Raw genomic sequence first — 18,069 nt, forward strand, 5'->3', positions numbered from 1 at the left:
TTTATTGAAATTTTCATATTAATTTACAATATTTTCAAGAGGCATAGCCTAAAATTTGAAATAGCTTAACTCCTACCGGAGAAAATATAGCTTTTTGTGGCTTAATCATAGAATATAATGTGAGCAATTAAGAACGTTTTTAAGTGTTCACCTAATCCTTGTAATATATATGGTTATAATCCCTTCAGTTACTAATAAGTATAACGATACTATAGTAAATGGATTATTTTTTTATATAGTATTGTTATATAGTTATATAGTTATAGATATATTTAAGTGATGGCAAAGAAATGTTTATACTAGTGAATTTAAATATTTGTTTTACATATGTAGTGTTTAATGATGGAAAGTTAGACATGAATAATAAAAAATATAAATAATTCAATATACGTAAAAAAATTTAATATACGTAAAAAATCGAATTACTACATAAAGTATTTGGATTTTTTATTGAATATTAGTGTTTTAAAGAAATTTTTTTTACTTATATATATATTCACTAAGTTATCTTCATAATTTATCCATAATTGAGTAGTAGAATATATAATAAAAACATTATTATTTAAAAGTACAAATATTTAAACTAAAATATAAAGCAGGTTGGTGAGCAAATTGAAAAGAGAAAAGCCACGAGGTAAAAGAATCTTTATTGTAGGTATAGTATTTTCTGTAGTATTTAGTGCTCTTGTGGGCAGATTAGTTTTTGTAATGGGGCTTAATTCTTCTAACTACAAAGGGTTGGCATTACAGCAACAAACAAAAAGTATAGCAATAGCTCCAGCGAGAGGAGCTATTGTAGATAGAAATGGTTTAGACTTGGCGTTAAGTATGAATGTTTATAGAGTAGATGCCGATTTGATTGTATTAAAAAAGTATTTAGTTGATAAAAAGATTTCAGAGGGACAAGCCTGTGAAAAATTGTCAAAAATTTTTAATATTAAAAGTAGTGATATTGAAAAGATTCTAAATACACAAAATGGTAAAGGAAAATCGCTTCAATTTGTATCATTGAAAAGAAAGGTAGAGCAAGGTGCAGTAGATTCTATTAAAAAATTAAAATATAAGGGAATAATAATTTCAAATGATGTAGAGAGAATATATCCAAATGATAGTTTTTTATCTCACGTTATAGGGCATACCAACTTAGATGGTTCTGGAGTTAATGGAGTGGAGATGAGTTATAACAATGACTTAGCAGGAATTCCTGGTGTGAAAGTAGTCGAAATGGATAGGGAAAGCAATGAATTACCTTATACAGAGGCAGTGACTGTTCAGCCTGTAAATGGAAAAAATTTAACATTAACTATAGATGAACGAATTCAAGAGTTAGTTGAAAGAGTAGCTAAGGAAACATTAAAAGAAAATGGTGCTAAGTCTGTTAGCATAACGGTTATGAATCCAAATAACGGTGAGGTTTTAGCAATGGCAAATTCGCCAGATTATAATTTGAATAACCCTTATTTGAACGGAAATACAAGTAAAGAAACACAAGAAACATGGAAAAACAAAGCTGTCAGTGATGTGTTTGAACCTGGATCAATATTTAAGGTTATAACAGCAGCGGCTGCACTTCAAAATAATGTAGTGACAGATAAAGACCGGTTTGTAAGTAATGGTAGCATTAAGGTTGGAAATAAAACATTGTATAGCGATAATAGAGAAAATTATGGTGTTCAAACTTTCTCAGATATAATTAAACACTCTGATAATGTTGGTTTTGTAAAGTTAGGACAAATGATAGGAAAAGATAATATGTATAAATTTACGAAAAATGCTGGATTTGGGCAAAAATCTGGAATAGATTTACCTGGTGAAGGTACTGGGTTAGTAAAAAATCTAAAAAGCATTACGCCACTTGATCTTGCTACGATGTCTTATGGACAAGGGGTTGCAGTTACTCAGATACAGTATATTGCGGCTTTTAATGCAGTTGCTAATGGTGGAACATGGATAACGCCACATGTTATGAAGGAAATATCTCATAATGTAAATGGTAAAAAGATAATAGACAAGCAGTATGATAATTTTAACAAAAAAAACATAATGGCAAATGATAAGGCAGCGAAGTTAAGAACATATTTAGAAACGGTTGTTAAAGCAGGAACTGCAGCTGGAACTTATATTGATGGTTATCATATAGCAGGTAAGACTGGAACTGCTAATGAAGTTAATAGTGTTAATGGAGGCTATATTTCTGGTAAATATATATCATCATTTGTAGGTATGGCCCCTGCGAGTAATCCAAAAGTAAGCTTAATAGTTACTGTAGAGGAACCAAACTCAGGGAAATATTATGCTGCTCAGACAGCGGTACCAGCTGCAAAAAAGTTATTTTCAGAACTATTTCCAATGATGAATATATCTCCGGATAATGTGAAGAATGTAGTTGTTAAAAGCACATTTAATAAAAAATAGAACTGTGCATATACAAGGTCCATAGTGAATACTATATTTTTGTATATTGAATATGCAACTGTTTGTTCTGTAACTATGATGTGAAGCGTAAAATTGCAGTATTGGCTTCAAATTTAGTTGAAAATGGGCAAACAGTGATGATTGAATTTTGTTCATGTTGAGCACTGATTGCTCAAGAACTTGCAAAATAATACTTGCTGCGGGCTTTAAAAATATGTGACAGGTAAATACAGTTTTTGAGCGTGGAGCGCAAACGGCTACACTTAAACCATTACTTATACATGCTTAACTAAAGATGCCTGTAATTAAAAAGGATAGTTATGACTTTACATCTAATACTGAAACTATAACTGGTAAAGGCGTATCTATTGTAGAGTTATGGGACATAAATAAAAGTGATTTATAATTTCTAGCTTATTATAATTAGTATTAATTATAATAAGCTAGTTTTTTATTTGAAACAGTTGTAATATATTTAAAATTTATTAATATAAGATAAATGGAACATATAAATGGAAAATGAATATGATGAAAAGTATATTATAAAAAAATAGGAGGAAGGAGACACTTAAATGGAGAAAGATATAAGTATAGAACTTTCTAGTATATTTGTAATTTTTGGCGGAACTGGTGATCTAACAAAAAGAAAACTTATTCCTGCCATATTTAGTTTAATGTATGAGAATAAATTGCCTGAAAAATTTACAATTGTTTCTATAGGAAGGCGAGAGAAAACAAATATTCAATATAGAGAAGAAATGTATCAATTTACAAAGAAATTTAGTAGATTCCCTTTAAATGATAAGTTGTGGAACGATTTTAGTAAAAAAATTTTTTATAAAAACTTTGATTTTACAACAGATAATAATGGATATAAGAATCTAGATTTGTTCTTAGAAGGAATGGAGACTAAATATTTAACAGGAGGAAGAAGATTATACTATTTAGCAGTTGCACCAGAGTTTTTTGAAGGAATAATTAGAAATTTAAAGAATAACAATATGGTTAGCAAGGAAACTGGATGGCAGAGAATAATGATTGAAAAACCTTTTGGATCAAGTTTGAAAACAGCAAGAATTTTAAACCATAATATATCAAAACTTATACCTGAAGAAGATATATTTAGAATAGATCATTATTTAGGAAAGGAAATGATTCAAAATATATTAGCGATTAGGTTCGGAAACTCTCTATTTGAACCATTATGGAATGCTAATTATATTGATAATATACAAATTACGTCTAATGAACTTTTAGGTGTAGAGAATAGAGGAGCATATTATGAAAATGCTGGTATATTAAAGGATATGCTTCAAAATCATTTGTTACAAATGTTAACAATGATTGCAATGGAACCACCAGTGGACTTTGATTCTGAATCAATAAGAGATGAAAAAGTTAAGGTATTAAGATCGCTAAGACCATTTACCTCGAAATCATTTAAAGAAGATATTGTTAGAGGTCAATATGGTGAACGCACTGTTGATGGAGTAAAATTAGTGGGATATAGACAAGAAGAAAAAGTAGCTAAGGATTCAAATACAGATACATTTATAGCCCTTAAAACTTATATTGATAATTTCCGGTGGGGAGGAGTACCCATCTATATAAGGGCTGGGAAAAGACTAGATACAAAAAGTACGGAGATAGTTATTCAGTTTAAAAAGCTTGCTGGAATTAATTATTATAAGGAATTCAACAAAATAGGGCATAATCTTTTAGTTTTAAAGATTCAACCACAAGAGGGTTTTTTCTTTCAAATAAATGCTAAAAAGCCTGGCAATGATTTTAAAATGGAAAAGGTAGAATTAGATTATTGTCAAAGTTGTAAGTATGTTAATGATTCACCTGAAGCTTATGAAAGGTTATTACTCGAGGCAATTAGAAATAACTCATCTTTGTTTACGAGGTGGGATGAACTTGAATATTCATGGAAATTCATTGAAAGCATAGAAAAGGAATATGAGAATAGTATAACTAATTATCCTAATTATGCAGCTGGAACTTCAGGCCCAGAGGAAGCAATAAAATTAATTAAGAAGGATGGAAGAGAGTGGTGGAATACTTCACCTTATGAGGGGGTCTAATATGATTATATATGATATATCTATGACAATAGAGCAGAAAATGGGAGTATACAAAAATAAAGAAGAAAAAAGACCAGTAATTAGATATGAAAGAAAAATTCCAAAGGATAGCATTAATGAATCTAGTATGTATATGAATCTACATACAGGAACTCATGTAGATGCGCCACATCATGTGGATAACATGGGTGCTACAATAGAAGAAGTGGATTTGAATAAGTTAATTACAAAGTGTAGGGTAATAGATTTAACAAAAATAGTAGGCGGCATAACTAAGGAGAATCTTATAGATAAGAATATCCAGTCAGGTGAATTTATATTATTAAAAACTAAAAATTCGTTTACAGAAAACTTTGATCCTGATTTTGTGTATGTTGAAAAAGGTGGAGCAGAGTACCTAGCAGAAAAAAATATAATTGGAGTGGCTATAGATTCCTTTGGAATTGAGAGAAATCAACCAAGCCATGAGACTCATAAAATCCTTTTTAATAAAGGAATAATAATAATAGAAGGAGTTAGGCTAAAAGAAATTGCAGAGGCAGAATATTTAATGTGTGCATTACCACTCAAAATTAAAGGCGTAGATGGTGCACCTGCTAGGATAGTTTTAATTAAAGATCTAATATAAGTAAAAAAAGATATAAGAATAATAACTCCATTTGATGTTTATAAGAAAATTGCTTATGCTTATAAAAGCATTGGGGTTCTTACAGCTAATAATCAAAGCTGCGCAGGTATAGAAAAAGCTATACAAAGCGTAAATGCTGATTGCAATGTTATTGGAACAGGAATGCTTCCTGTAGTGGTGGCTATAGAAAAAGGTATATCTGCTCAAGAAATAGTAGAAAAATATGGATTGAAAAATTTGATGAAATTTTATAATGATATAGGGGTAAATGCTGTGATTCTAGGATGTACTCACTTTCCTTATTTACATAATGAGCTTAAAAAATATTTGAATATTCCTATTATTGATCCAGCTGAACTTATGTTTAAAATGATATGATTCTAAACAATAATTTGAAAAAAGTCATTATCTTTTATTATAAAGATTAAGGTATAAAACAATGCAGGTTAAGGTTTAAAAAATGATGAGGTGATTATAATGTGTATAAAAGAAAGAATTGAAGAATTAAGAAATCAGATGAGAGAAAAAGGAATTGGTGCGTACATTATTCCTAGTTCTGATTCACACCAAAGTGAATATGTTGCTGAGCATTATGCTACTAGAAAATTTATAACAGGATTTACTGGTTCTGCTGGAACAGCAATTATTACACTTGGAGAATGTGGTTTATGGACAGATGGAAGATACTTTCTGCAAGCTCAAGATGAATTAAAAGACACAGGCATAACTTTGTTTAGAATGGGACAACCTGGCGTTCCTACAATTGAATTATTTTTAATTAAAACTCTTAAAGATGAAGCGAAGGTTGCTTTTGATGGTAAGGTTGTTTCAGAAAAGTATTTTAGAAAATTGAAGAAAACATTGGAAAATAAGAAATTTTCTTTTGAAGTTAGTGAAGATTTAATAGATAAAATATGGAGTAATAGACCAGAAGGACCTTGCAGTCAGGTGATTTTGCATGATGTAATTTATGCAGGAAAGTCTAGAGAAACAAAACTTGCTGAAGTTATTAGTGAAATGAAGATTATGGGAGCCAGTCACTATGTTATATCAGGACTTGATGACATTGCATGGGTACTAAATATAAGAGGAAGAGATATTTTATGCAATCCTTTAACAATATCATATTTAGTAATCTCTGAGAAAAAGAATTATTTATTTATTGACAACAGAAAAATCAATTATCTAGTAAGAGATGAACTAGAAAAGGCTAATATAGAAATAATGCCATACGATAGTATAGGGGCATTTTTAGAAAATATAAAAGTTGGAACAATGCTTATCGATCCAGTAAAAAATAGTACCTGGATATATAATGCTATAAAAATTAAAATCGAAGAGTGTATGGATATAACTACAAGATTTAAGGCCATAAAAAATGATATTGAAATTCAAAATATTAGAAATGTTATGGTGCGTGATGGTGTGGCTATGGTTAAATTCATAAGCTGGATTAAGAAAACAGTAAAAACATGTAATATTACTGAAATAGATGCAGCAGATAAACTCTGTAGTTTGCGAAAAGAAGGGGATAATTTCTATGATTTAAGTTTTCCATCCATTTCAGCTTACGGAGCTAATGCATCGATGCCCCATTACGCAGCATCGAAAAAGCATCAGGCTACATTAAAACCAAAGAGTTTCTATTTAATAGATTCAGGTGCACAATACTTAGATGGAACAACAGACATTACAAGAACTTTAGCATTAGGGGACTTAACACTTGAGGAGAAAACAGATTTTACTTTAGTTTTAAGAGGTATGATTAGTTTAACTATGCAGAGATTTCTATATGGAACTACTGGTTCAAATTTAGATATAATAGCTAGAATACCACTTTGGAATGCAGGAATGGATTACAAACATGGGACAGGACATGGAGTTGGTTTCTTTTTAAATGTTCATGAAGGACCTCATAGGATATCTATAATTCCTAATACTATTAAACTTGAAAAAGGAATGGTAGTATCGAATGAACCAGGAGTTTATAAGGAAGATAAGCATGGCATAAGAATAGAAAACTTAGTTGCTGTTCAAAAACATGAGAAAACTAAATATGGTGGGCAGTTTATGAAATTTGAGACTTTAACGTTGTGTCCTATAGATTTAGAAGCTATAGACATATATTTATTGACAAAAGATGAAAAAAATTGGTTAAATAATTATCATAAGACTGTATTTGAGAAGCTTTCTCCATATTTGCAAGGAAAAGAACTTGAATATTTAAAAAGGGCAACATTGGCAGTATAACTATAAATTAGAGCAAAGCGATACAATTAAATGACATCTGTTTGTTCTAATTTATATATAAAATATTTCACTTTATAAGAAAATCAAATTAAATTAAAATAATGTATACATAATATTTTTATAGGAAGTAAAATTATAAGAATTTTACTACAACCCTTATAATTGCTCATTTATAGGGTTATAATCATTTTAAATTATGTATAAATAATATGCATAGTTAAAATTTTAACAAAATAAAGCCATATTAATAAAAATACAATAAAATAAAAAATATTTATTATTCCATACTGTATTAGTACTGAAAGTAATAAATATAACAGAAAATAGTTATTAGCTTACTATGTAATTAGATATTAATCTTATTAATTGTTAAAAGCATTAGTATACGTGAATAATTCACAAAAAATTAAAAGTTGTAGTATATATGCTGTATACATTTTTATAAAAAAAATTTTTATATTATTCGCATGTTCTACAATAAAAGTGCTTGTTAAAAAATAAATTATTATTGACTTTTATCTGAAAAAAAACTATCTTGAGGTATAGAACTTGTAATTTATATATAATTCGACAGGCAATATATAAAAATTTTATCGTATCTGTATAATAGAACAATTATTTCATTATATGGGTGAAAAAGTGATTTTCATACAAATTATCCCTGTCAATATAGTATAATTAGTATTGTAGTAAAGGGAGGAGCAATTAAGTTGGTAAAAGATGAACAAGGAGTTATTATAGAAATAATTGAGAATAATATTGCTAAAATCAAAGTAGGTAGGCACAATGAGTGCAAAAATTGTGGAGCATGTCCAGGTGATAATTCACTTGTAATAGAGGCTAAAAATCCTATTGGAGCTAAAATTGGACAACGAATTTCATTTCAAATGAAAGATACAAACATGTTAATGGCAGCTTTTGTTGTATATATAATCCCTCTTGTTGCTGTTGTAGTAGGGGTTTTAGTTGGACAAGTAATAGCTAAAAGCTTTGGTTATTCTGTGCGAGGTTTTCAAATAGGAGGCGGAATAGTAACATTTATATTATCATTAATTAACATAATAAAATTTGAAAAATTCGCACATAACAATGATAAGATGCAACCTGTTATTACTCAAATTATTAAATAAAATAAAATTATTAAATATTTTATTTTATCTATATTTTATCTATATAAATTCAATGTATTTTAAATATGCTAAAAGAGGTGTCGAAAAATGATAAAAAGTTTTCGCGGAGGAATACATCCGAATGACAATAAACGTTTTACAGCTGATAAATCGATAGAATTAGCCTTACTGCCAAGTAAGGTTATTATTCCTGTGAGGCAACATATAGGTGCACCGTGTTCACCTATTGTAGCCAAAGGCGACTTGGTAAAAAAAGGACAAGTTATAGCAAACAGTCCAGCGTTTGTATCTAGTCCAATACATGCATCTCTATCTGGTGTTGTTACTGATGTGGCAGAGTATCCTCATCCAGTATTCGGAAAATGTCTTTCTATTGTAATTGAAAATGATGGACTTGATGAATGGATAGAAGGAATTCCTGTCCAAAGAGACTGGGAAAAGCTAAGTGCAGATGAAATAAAAGGTATAATTAAAGAATTAGGTATTGTTGGAATGGGTGGAGCTACATTTCCAACTCATGTAAAATTATCACCACCAAAAGATAAGAAAATAGACTTACTTATTATTAATGCAGCAGAATGTGAACCATTTTTAACAGCAGATTATAGAATGATGCTTGAGTATACAGAACAAATTGTTACTGGAGTAAAAATAATTATGAAGGTTCTAGGAGTTAAAAAAGCATTTATAGGTATTGAAGATAACAAACCTGATGCAGTACTTGCTATGCAAAAAGCACTTGAAGGAACAGCTATAGAAGCTAAGTCAATTCCAACTAAATACCCACAAGGTGCTGAAAAGATGCTTATTAAAGTACTTGCTGATCGTGAGGTACCATCAGGAAGTTTGCCTATGGATGTAGGAGTAGTTGTTCAAAATGTAGGTACTGTTGTTGCAATTTTTGATGCAGTTGTGAAAGGAATTCCTTTAATTCAAAGAGTAACTACAATAAGTGGTAGCGCAATAAAAGAACCTAAGAATTTACTACTAAGACTTGGAACAACATTTAAAGATGCAATTGACAATTGTGGTGGTTTTTCCGAAAAACCAGCTAAAATTATTATGGGTGGTCCTATGATGGGATTTGCTCAATTAAATTTAGAAATTTCTATTATTAAAGGAGTTTCTGGAATACTCGCATTAACCAAAAATGATATTAATACTGGGAAGCAATCACCTTGTATTCGTTGTGGAAAATGTGTAAGTATTTGTCCTGCTGGACTTAATCCAAGTATGCTTAGTATACTCGGAGAAAAAGATATGTATGAAGAAGCAAAAATTGAACAAAATCTTTTTGATTGTGTAGAATGTGGAAGTTGTGTTTATGTATGCCCAGCTAAGCGCAATATCGTACAATATATTAAATATTGTAAGATGAGAAACAACGCAGATGCTGCAAAAAAGAAGGAGGCATTAGCTAAATGAGTGAAATAAAATTACAAGAAAATCTCTTTACTATATCAGCATCTCCACATATACGTGCAGAAGCATCTGTTTCTAAAATTATGTGGACAGTAAGTTTGACATTAACTCCAGCAGTGCTTTTCGCAATTTATCACTTCGGGACTCCTGCTTTATTTGTATTACTCGCAGGTAGTTTGTCTGCAGTGGGTTTTGAGTATATAGTACAAAAACTTAGAAAAAAGACGGTAACAATAAGTGATGGTAGTGCATTTTTAACAGGACTATTGCTTTCAATGTGTTTACCACCTACTATACCACCATATATGGCAATAGTTGGTTCATTTATTGCCATTGTAGTTGCAAAACACGCAATGGGTGGTCTTGGGTATAATATTTTTAATCCAGCTCACATTGGTAGAGCTGCTCTTATGGTATCATGGCCAGTTGCAATGACAACTTGGACAGCTTTGAGCGGAAAGGTAGATGTAGTAGCATCTGCAACACCTTTAAGCATTTTAAAACAACAAGGTTATGCAAAATTAATTGATACTTTTGGAAGTGCACCTCAAATGTATAAATCAATGTTCCTTGGTTTTAGAAATGGAAGTATTGGTGAAACCTCTACAATTTTATTACTTATTGGAGGTATATATTTAATTTATAAAGGATATGCAAATTGGGTAGTGCCTGTATTTATGATTGGAACTGTAGGTATTCTTACATGGATATGCGGTCCAACTGGATTATTTACTGGAGATCCACTATTTCATATGATGGCTGGTGGTCTTGTTATCGGAGCTTTCTTTATGGCTACTGATATGGTTACTATTCCAATGACAAAAAAAGGACAGATAATTTTTGCTATCGGTGCTGGAGCAATTACCGTCCTAATTAGGCTAAAAGGTGGTTACCCAGAAGGTGTTTGTTATTCTATTTTGTTAATGAATGCAGTTACACCTCTTATTGATCGCTTCATAAAGCCGGTTAAATTTGGAGCAATGGGGGTAGTGAAAAATGTCAGATGAGAATAAAGTTGAGAATAATGTTAGTCATGAAAAAAAATATAGTATTTTTCAAATCACTATAAATTTAACAATTGCATGTTTCATATCAGGAGCAATTATTGCTGCAACCTATTTTGTAACTGCACCAGTTGCAGTAAAAACTGCAGCAGGAATTAAAACTGATGCAATGAAATCATTAGTGGTAGGTGCGCAAAAGTTTACACCTATAAAGAATAAAGCAGAATGGTATACTGCAGAAAAAGATGGAAAAGTAGTAGCATATGTAGTTCCTGCAGCAAGTAAAGGGTATGGTGGACAAATAAAGATGCTTGTATCAGTTAGTCCACAAGGTAAAATTATTGACTTTACTATATTGGAAACTAAAGAAACACCTGGACTTGGAGATAATGCAAGTAAAGATCCTTTTAGAAATCAATTTAAAGGTAAAAAAGTTTCAGATTTAGTAGTTGTAAAAGACAAAACAAAAGTAAATAGTATTCAAGCTATGACTGGAGCTACCATTTCATCAAAAGCGGTAACTAAAGGTATTAAAGAAGCTGTGCAACAAGTATCACAGTTTGTAGGGGGAAAATAATATGAGAGAGTTATGGAACATATTTAAAAAAGGGATTATAGAAGAGAACCCAATTTTTGTTCTTGCACTTAGTCTTTGCCCTGCTCTAGCAGTAACTAGTAGTGCGACAAATTCCCTAGTTATGGGACTAGCAGTAATGTTTGTTATTACTGCAAATAATACTATTGTATCTATTACTAGAAAAGTAGTAAATCCAAAGGTTCGTGTACCTGTATATATTACGTCAGTAGCAACAATTGTTACTGTAGTGCAGTTAGTACTACAGGCATATTTGCCAGCACTTAATAAGGCTTTAGGAATATATTTAGCATTAATTGTTGTTTTTGCAATTATTTTAGCTAGAGCAGAAGTTTTTGCATCAAAGAACAAAGTAGTTCCCTCATTTTTTGATGGACTTGGAATGGGAGCTGGATTTGCACTTGGACTATTACTTCTTGGAATAATTCGTGAAATTCTTGGTGCGGGAACATTATTTGGTATAAAAGTTATTGGTTCATGGTATAATCCAGCACTTATCATGGTTTTATCACCAGGTGCATTTATACTGATTGGTTACATGGTAGCTGGTTTTAAGATGTGGATAGAACATAGTGAAAAAGTTAAACTTGAGAGAGGTGAAATGTAATGGGTCATTATTTAACCTTGCTTGCAAGTAATATAGTTGTAAATAATTTCGTTTTAACAAGATTTTTAGGACTTTGTATTTTCTTTGGAGTTTCGAAAAGCTTAAATGCTTCTGTTGGTATTGGAATGGCAGTAACCTCTGTTATGACACTAAGTTCGATGCTAGCCTGGGCGGTTTATCATTTTGTATTGGAACCGTTTAATTTAACATTTTTAACAACAGTAGTGTTTGTACTTTTGATTGCTAGCTTTGTACAACTTTTAGAAATGATTATTAAAAAATATGCACCCACTTTATATAGTATGTGGGGAATTTATTTATTACTAATTGCTACAAATTGTATTGTATTTAGTGTACCACTTTTAAATGTAGAAAATCATTATTCATTTTTAGAAAGCACGGTAGGTGCAGTAGGTGCCGGTTTAGGCTTTACTTTGGCAATCGTACTTATGGCAAGTTTAAGAGAAAAATTAAGACTCGCAGATGTCCCAAAAGCATTAGAGGGGCTTGGTGTAGCATTTATTTTAGCTGGAATGCTCGCATTAGCCTTCCTAGGATTTTCTGGAATGATAGCAGTATAGAGAGGAGATGAGCAATTAATATGAGTAATATAGATATTGCAATTGCAGTTATAATTGTAATGACATTAGTCGGACTAGTTTTTGGTTTAGTTTTGGCATTTGCAAACAAGAAATTTTCCGTTGAAGTAAATCCATTGATTCACATTGTTGAAGACATATTACCAAAAGGTCAGTGCGGAGGTTGTGGATTTGCTGGGTGTTTGGCATATGCAGAAGCTGTAGTTCTAAATCCGGATGTAGCACCAAATCTTTGTGTTCCAGGTAAGGCAGCTGTTGCAAAACAGGTAGCAGAGCTTACTGGTAAAATAGCAGAAGAAGTGGAACCAAAAGTTGCGTTTGTAAAATGTGCAGGTAGCGTAGATAAATCTAAAAAGGCCTATGAGTATATAGGCTTGCAAGATTGTGTTGCTGCTTCATTATTACAGGGCGGTCCAAAGGGATGTCAATATGGTTGTCTTGGTTTTGGAACCTGTGTTAAAAATTGTCCTTTTGATGCAATGACACTTGGCGAAAATGGGCTTCCAATTATTGATGAAGATAAGTGTACAGGCTGCGGAGTCTGTGAATCAGTTTGTCCCAAACATGTTATTGAATTAATTCCTCTTGGAACTCATGTAGCAATAAATTGTAATTCAAACGACAAAGGTGCTATAGCAAGAAAACTTTGCACCATTGGTTGTATTGGTTGTGGACTTTGTGTTAAAAATTGTTCGCATGGTGCAATAAAAATTGAGAACAACTTAGCTGTTGTAGATTTTAAAATTTGTGTTTCAGAGTGTAGTGAAAGCACTTGTTTAGCTAAATGCCCAACAGGTGCAATTAAAGGGTATATAGAAAAAATGCCAGAGCAAAGTATAGCTGCAAAAGCAACTGAAAATAAAACTCTCGCAGATTAAAATAGAATATTATGTTTCTATAGAAAAAGTTTCAAAATAAATGGTTTATTTTGAAACTTTTTCTGTTTTTTTTGTATATTTTAGGTGAATTAATCATAGTTTTACCTAATATGTGTTAATATTTTAACGGATTTTATGCATTATGTGTTATAATGATAGTATAAATAAGTTTAAGGAGGCTAGATATGAATAAAATTAAACAACAAGAAATAATGAATGAATTTGGTATACCTGCTCCTTTAAAAGATGAGTCAAATCAAAAGTATGCATATAGAATGATAGAAGAAATTACTGCTTTCTTAGTTAAATATGCTAATAGTACTGGTAAAAAAGGGTATGTCTGTCATCTTTCAGGCGGAGTAGACAGTTTCGTAACAAATATGCTTATAAAAAAATCGGGGCTTGAACTAATTAGTTTATCTCTTCCGTTTGGAATTAAACCAGATATAGCTGATGTAGAACTTGCAAAACAGATAGTAAAACCAGATGTTTTTAGAACTTATGATGTTATGGGTCCTGTAATTGAATCTATTGAGCTTCTTCGTGATGTACCATCTTCTAAGGTAGATATTGGAAACACAAAATCTAGAATAAGAATGACGGTATTATATAGAGTAGCCGAGGTTTATGATGTATTAGTTGCTGGATATTCAAATGTGGCCGAACTTACATTAGGAATGGTTACTAAGTACGGTGATGATGCAGCGGATGTAAAACCACTTGCAGGAATAACAAAAGGTATAATTTACGAGATGGCAAAAATATTCAATGCACCTCAGACTATAATTGATAAAGTTTCTACCACTGGTATATGGGACAATGGAACAAACCAAGATGAAGTGACAGAATTAAATCATCAGGTTTGCATGTATTTAAGAGGAGAAGATGTAGCAGAGCAGTACGAAAATAAAATCGTAAAACTGTATACAGTTTCTAAGCATAAAAGACATTCGCCTGTATCGACTAAAGATTCTTGGTGGAAAGAATAATTTATTAAATAAAGAGATGCATCTAATAAGGTGCAACTCTCCTTTATTTTATCATTAAATATTCATTATATTGGCTAAAGTATTATAGAAAATATAATATTGTTAATATTTTAACACGTCATAGACTACGTGTGATATAATAAATATATAAATATATAAATATATAAATATATAAATAAGTTCAAGGAGGCTCGATATGGATAAAGTAAAACAACAAGAAATAGTGAAAGAATTTGGTATACCTACTCCTCTACAAGATGAGTCGGATAAAATGTTTGCACAAAGAATGATAGAAGAAATTTCTACTTTCTTAAAAGATTATGCTGAGCATGCTGGGAAAAAAGGCTATGTCTGTAATCTTACAGGTGGGATAGATAGTTTTGTTACAAGTATGCTAATTAAAAAATCTGGGCTTGAGTTAATTAATTTATCTCTTCCTTTTGGTATTAAACCAGATAGAGCTGATGTAGAACTTGCTATAAGAATTATAAAACCAGATGTATTTAGAACATATGATATAAAAGGACCTGTAAATGAATCACTTGAACTTCTTAATAGTTTACCTTCATCGAAAGTAGATATTGGAAATACAAAATCTAGAATAAGAATGACTGTAATATATAGAATAGCTGAAGTTTATGATGTTTTAGTTGCCGGTTACTCAAGTGTAACTAATTTAGTTTTAGGAATGGTTACTAAGTATGGTGATGATGCAGCAGATGTAAAACCACTTGCAGGAATAACAAAAAGCATAATTTATGAAATGGCAAAAATATTCAATGCACCTCAATCTATACTTGATAAAGTATCTACCATAGGTATGTGGGATAACAAGTCTAATTTAGATGAAGTTACACAAATACATCATCAGGTTTGTATGTATTTAAGAGGTGAAGATATCTCAGAAGAATATGAGAAACAAATTATTAAATTATATACAGTTTCAAAGCATAAAAGACATTCGGCAGTTTCACCAAAAGATACTTGGTGGATTAAATAAAATTATAAAGGGATAGATGTACCTAATGGTTAGGTGCATTTATCCCTTTTATAATTTATATTAACTTGTTGATATTTTAGATCCTTATTTTAACTTCAGAACAAACACATGAGGGGTAAGTCTACCACTTTCAATTTTTATTTCTTGAATTAATTCAAGTTTTTCATCATCTAGTAAAACTTCTCTAAATAGTTGTTTTTCTATAGTGTACACAAATGCCATTCCACCTGGTTTTATAAGGTTTGGAATTTTAGCTACAAATTCTTTATATAAGTCGGCATACTTATTATGTGTAGTTGACTTATTGTCAAAAGGCATGTTTGTTATAATTTCATCATATAGGTCATAAGGCCTAAATTCTAGAATATCGTCATCTATAAGTTCTATTTTAACATTAGCTAATTTAGAATTTATTGTTGAAGCTGTTATTGCTGTTCTAAATATATCTACGCCAGTTAAAGATTGAAAGTCTTCTAACTTAGCTCTTTCAATAAGCATTGTTGACGCTCCACAAAAAGGATCTAAGACATTAGCATTAGGTTCTAGCCATTTTTGTATGGACTTTATAACAATAGCAGCATTTACTGGATTTATAGATGTAGCTAAGTCATTTTTCCTGTATTCAAATCTATTGTCTTTATATGAGTATAATTTTACAAAAACATTGCAATAATTATTTTTTTCAACTATTCTTATTTCAACTTCATACGAAGAAGGGCTATTTTTTAAATGTCCACAAGAAAGCTCATCTAATTCTCGAGATAAGTTTTTTACAAAATCAGATCGCTCACGATTAGCGTCCATAGTTTTAAATTCAATTCTATAACTAAATGGAGAGTTTAAATCATTGTGATGACAACCATTTAAAAAATCTACTATATTAGCATCTATAATATGAGTAGCTATTGTTTTATAATCAAACTCTAAGTCAGAGCAATCAGCTAGTGGATACAAACATTCATAAAAGGTTCTACAAGTGTAAACCTTGTCCAAATCTTTCTCAAAGATAAGGATACCATCATCTATAAGTCTACCTTCAATTAAATTTTCGTTAAGCTCATTTAATGTAAGGTGATACTGATAATTCATAACTGTGAGTAGCATAGATACAGGATTTTCAAATCCTTTAAATTCATGATGTGGTATTGGGGCTAGTTTATCTATAGCTCTCGTAAGTGCAAGCTTTTCCTCATTAATATGTTTATTAGTTGTTACTAGTGAGTCATTGTCTTTAGAAGCTTTTTCATTTTTTAATACTTCGTCAAACATATTTTTTAATCTTTCTGCATCTTTTTCACTTCCACAGTTGCCTATTGCGAGTACATAGGAATATCGTACAAATAGTTTCTCTTCTGATTTATAAGCACTATATAATGCTTCTAAATATTGAGGGTCACCAAGTTCACCAATAACACCACATACATTTTTTCGAACCTTTGGATCAGAATGTGAAAGAAGAGCACTAAGTTTTTCTCTTGAATTACCTATAGTTCTTTTAAACATTCCCTTTGGTTTTTCCTTTTTTAGAATATCTCTCATAACAGAAAGTAATGTCCTAGGATCATCCTCAGTTATTATTTTTGCCCATAACATTGGAATTGCATTGTTATAATCTAGGGACAGTTTGTTTATTATGGCAGATCTCTGTTTATCATCTGAAGTTTTTAAGTTTTCTATTGAAGCTGCTATTTTATCATTTATCTCCATCATTCGTTTCACCTCTTATGTTTAAATTTATTAACTTTAATTATATCATACATCTATTTATCTAACAAAAAAGTGAGGCGATAACTTTCAATAAATAAACTTTACATTTCAGTTAATATAATGTACATTTAGAAAAGCATATTATGAGAATGGAGGATATTAAAATGAATGAGACTTTAAATAACATTAGGAATAGACGAAGTACAAGGGCATTTTTACCAGAGCAAGTTAATGGTGCAGATTTGAAAGCAATAATAGATGCAGGGTTATATGCACCAAGTGCTAATAATAGACAACCATGGCATTTTACTATAATACAAAGAAAAGATATTATAGATAGATTAAATGTAGCATTTAAAAAAATTGCAAAGAAAGCAGATAATGAATACATTAGAAGATTTTCAGATAATGAAAAGTTTCATGTGTTTTATAATGCACCAACAGTAGTATTAGTATCTGGTGACGTGAATAATGATAGTGCTTCAGTTGATTGCGCAATAGCTGTAGAAAACATGCTAATTGCTGCAGAATCATTAGAAATTGGTGGCTGCTGGGTTGGTCTTATCCACTATTTATTAAATAGTGAAGAAGGCAAAAAATTTGTTAAGGAACTTGAAATACCAGAAGGTTTTAAACAAATACATTCATTTTGTCTTGGGTATAAAAAAATTGATATAACTAATGCACCAGCAAGAAAAGAAAATAATGTTAACTATATAAAATAGTATTGTAAAATTCAGATACTCTTTAGAGGATGC

General features: G+C 30.8%; 16 protein-coding genes. 15 read left to right on the top strand and 1 reads right to left on the bottom strand.

Annotated elements, in window-relative coordinates; all coding sequences use genetic code 11:
* The first annotated feature begins 612 nt into the window (after nucleotides 1-612).
* From KPL38_RS10700 to nadE (KPL38_RS10765), 14 genes are all read left to right on the top strand, one after another.
* Nucleotides 613-2,415, top strand: a complete 1,803-nt coding sequence (locus tag KPL38_RS10700; RefSeq protein ID WP_246577912.1) for a penicillin-binding transpeptidase domain-containing protein — start codon at nucleotides 613-615, stop codon at nucleotides 2,413-2,415.
* Between the two features lie 572 nt (nucleotides 2,416-2,987).
* Nucleotides 2,988-4,502 (top strand): glucose-6-phosphate dehydrogenase, encoded by a 1,515-nt coding sequence (zwf, locus tag KPL38_RS10705; protein ID WP_216289124.1) that lies wholly within the window; start codon nucleotides 2,988-2,990, stop codon nucleotides 4,500-4,502.
* A 1-nt stretch (nucleotide 4,503) separates the two neighbouring features.
* Complete coding sequence (locus KPL38_RS10710; protein ID WP_216289125.1) at nucleotides 4,504-5,130, top strand: cyclase family protein; 627 nt, start codon at nucleotides 4,504-4,506, stop codon at nucleotides 5,128-5,130.
* Between the two features lie 48 nt (nucleotides 5,131-5,178).
* Nucleotides 5,179-5,508, top strand: coding sequence for an aspartate/glutamate racemase family protein (locus KPL38_RS10715; protein WP_376769032.1), 330 nt, complete (start codon nucleotides 5,179-5,181; stop codon nucleotides 5,506-5,508).
* 99 nt (nucleotides 5,509-5,607) lie between these two features.
* On the top strand, nucleotides 5,608-7,380 hold the full coding sequence (locus KPL38_RS10720; RefSeq protein WP_216289127.1) for an aminopeptidase P family protein: 1,773 nt from the start codon (nucleotides 5,608-5,610) through the stop codon (nucleotides 7,378-7,380).
* A gap of 710 nt (nucleotides 7,381-8,090) precedes the next feature.
* On the top strand, nucleotides 8,091-8,510 hold the full coding sequence (locus KPL38_RS10725; RefSeq protein ID WP_216289128.1) for a SoxR reducing system RseC family protein: 420 nt from the start codon (nucleotides 8,091-8,093) through the stop codon (nucleotides 8,508-8,510).
* 87 nt (nucleotides 8,511-8,597) lie between these two features.
* Nucleotides 8,598-9,935 (top strand): electron transport complex subunit RsxC, encoded by a 1,338-nt coding sequence (rsxC, locus tag KPL38_RS10730; RefSeq protein ID WP_216289129.1) that lies wholly within the window; start codon nucleotides 8,598-8,600, stop codon nucleotides 9,933-9,935.
* Nucleotides 9,932-10,939, top strand: a complete 1,008-nt coding sequence (locus tag KPL38_RS10735; protein WP_216289130.1) for an RnfABCDGE type electron transport complex subunit D — start codon at nucleotides 9,932-9,934, stop codon at nucleotides 10,937-10,939. Before rsxC ends, KPL38_RS10735 begins: the two co-directional genes overlap by 4 nt.
* Nucleotides 10,929-11,513 carry an RnfABCDGE type electron transport complex subunit G gene (locus KPL38_RS10740; RefSeq protein WP_216289131.1) on the top strand — a complete coding sequence of 195 codons (585 nt, stop codon included), beginning with the start codon at nucleotides 10,929-10,931 and terminating at the stop codon, nucleotides 11,511-11,513. Before KPL38_RS10735 ends, KPL38_RS10740 begins: the two co-directional genes overlap by 11 nt.
* A 1-nt stretch (nucleotide 11,514) precedes the next feature.
* A complete protein-coding gene (rsxE, locus tag KPL38_RS10745) occupies nucleotides 11,515-12,138 on the top strand; it encodes an electron transport complex subunit RsxE (RefSeq protein ID WP_216289132.1) in 624 nt (207 codons plus the stop codon).
* On the top strand, nucleotides 12,138-12,719 hold the full coding sequence (locus tag KPL38_RS10750; protein ID WP_216289133.1) for an electron transport complex protein RnfA: 582 nt from the start codon (nucleotides 12,138-12,140) through the stop codon (nucleotides 12,717-12,719). Before rsxE ends, KPL38_RS10750 begins: the two co-directional genes overlap by 1 nt.
* 29 nt (nucleotides 12,720-12,748) lie before the next feature.
* Nucleotides 12,749-13,615, top strand: a complete 867-nt coding sequence (gene rnfB, locus KPL38_RS10755; protein ID WP_216289148.1) for an RnfABCDGE type electron transport complex subunit B — start codon at nucleotides 12,749-12,751, stop codon at nucleotides 13,613-13,615.
* A gap of 185 nt (nucleotides 13,616-13,800) precedes the next feature.
* Nucleotides 13,801-14,604 carry an NAD(+) synthase gene (gene nadE / locus KPL38_RS10760; RefSeq protein ID WP_216289134.1) on the top strand — a complete coding sequence of 268 codons (804 nt, stop codon included), beginning with the start codon at nucleotides 13,801-13,803 and terminating at the stop codon, nucleotides 14,602-14,604.
* Between the two features lie 196 nt (nucleotides 14,605-14,800).
* On the top strand, nucleotides 14,801-15,604 hold the full coding sequence (gene nadE / locus KPL38_RS10765) for an NAD(+) synthase (RefSeq protein ID WP_216289135.1): 804 nt from the start codon (nucleotides 14,801-14,803) through the stop codon (nucleotides 15,602-15,604).
* A gap of 84 nt (nucleotides 15,605-15,688) precedes the next feature.
* Here nadE (KPL38_RS10765) and KPL38_RS10770 read toward each other — a convergent pair whose 3' ends face one another.
* Nucleotides 15,689-17,314: a HEAT repeat domain-containing protein gene (locus KPL38_RS10770; RefSeq protein ID WP_246577914.1), complete on the bottom strand. Its 1,626-nt coding sequence runs from the start codon at nucleotides 17,312-17,314 to the stop codon at nucleotides 15,689-15,691.
* Nucleotides 17,315-17,475: 161 nt separating this feature from the next.
* On the opposite strand from KPL38_RS10770, the gene KPL38_RS10775 reads away from it, so the two are divergent.
* Nucleotides 17,476-18,036: a nitroreductase family protein gene (locus KPL38_RS10775; protein WP_216289136.1), complete on the top strand. Its 561-nt coding sequence runs from the start codon at nucleotides 17,476-17,478 to the stop codon at nucleotides 18,034-18,036.
* Nucleotides 18,037-18,069 lie beyond the last annotated feature (33 nt).

The organism is Clostridium psychrophilum (genome assembly GCF_018861705.1).
Classification (GTDB): domain Bacteria; phylum Bacillota; class Clostridia; order Clostridiales; family Clostridiaceae; genus Clostridium_AD; species Clostridium_AD psychrophilum.

Coding starts and splice junctions, on each gene's coding strand:
- zwf (WP_216289124.1), top strand. CDS start 2,988: ATGGAGAAAGATATAAGTATAGAACTTTCTAGTATATTTGTAATTTTT.
- KPL38_RS10735 (WP_216289130.1), top strand. CDS start 9,932: ATGAGTGAAATAAAATTACAAGAAAATCTCTTTACTATATCAGCATCT.
- rsxE (WP_216289132.1), top strand. CDS start 11,515: ATGAGAGAGTTATGGAACATATTTAAAAAAGGGATTATAGAAGAGAAC.
- KPL38_RS10770 (WP_246577914.1), bottom strand. CDS start 17,314: ATGATGGAGATAAATGATAAAATAGCAGCTTCAATAGAAAACTTAAAA.
- KPL38_RS10720 (WP_216289127.1), top strand. CDS start 5,608: ATGTGTATAAAAGAAAGAATTGAAGAATTAAGAAATCAGATGAGAGAA.
- rsxC (WP_216289129.1), top strand. CDS start 8,598: ATGATAAAAAGTTTTCGCGGAGGAATACATCCGAATGACAATAAACGT.
- nadE (WP_216289135.1), top strand. CDS start 14,801: ATGGATAAAGTAAAACAACAAGAAATAGTGAAAGAATTTGGTATACCT.
- KPL38_RS10750 (WP_216289133.1), top strand. CDS start 12,138: ATGGGTCATTATTTAACCTTGCTTGCAAGTAATATAGTTGTAAATAAT.
- KPL38_RS10710 (WP_216289125.1), top strand. CDS start 4,504: ATGATTATATATGATATATCTATGACAATAGAGCAGAAAATGGGAGTA.
- nadE (WP_216289134.1), top strand. CDS start 13,801: ATGAATAAAATTAAACAACAAGAAATAATGAATGAATTTGGTATACCT.
- KPL38_RS10775 (WP_216289136.1), top strand. CDS start 17,476: ATGAATGAGACTTTAAATAACATTAGGAATAGACGAAGTACAAGGGCA.
- KPL38_RS10740 (WP_216289131.1), top strand. CDS start 10,929: ATGTCAGATGAGAATAAAGTTGAGAATAATGTTAGTCATGAAAAAAAA.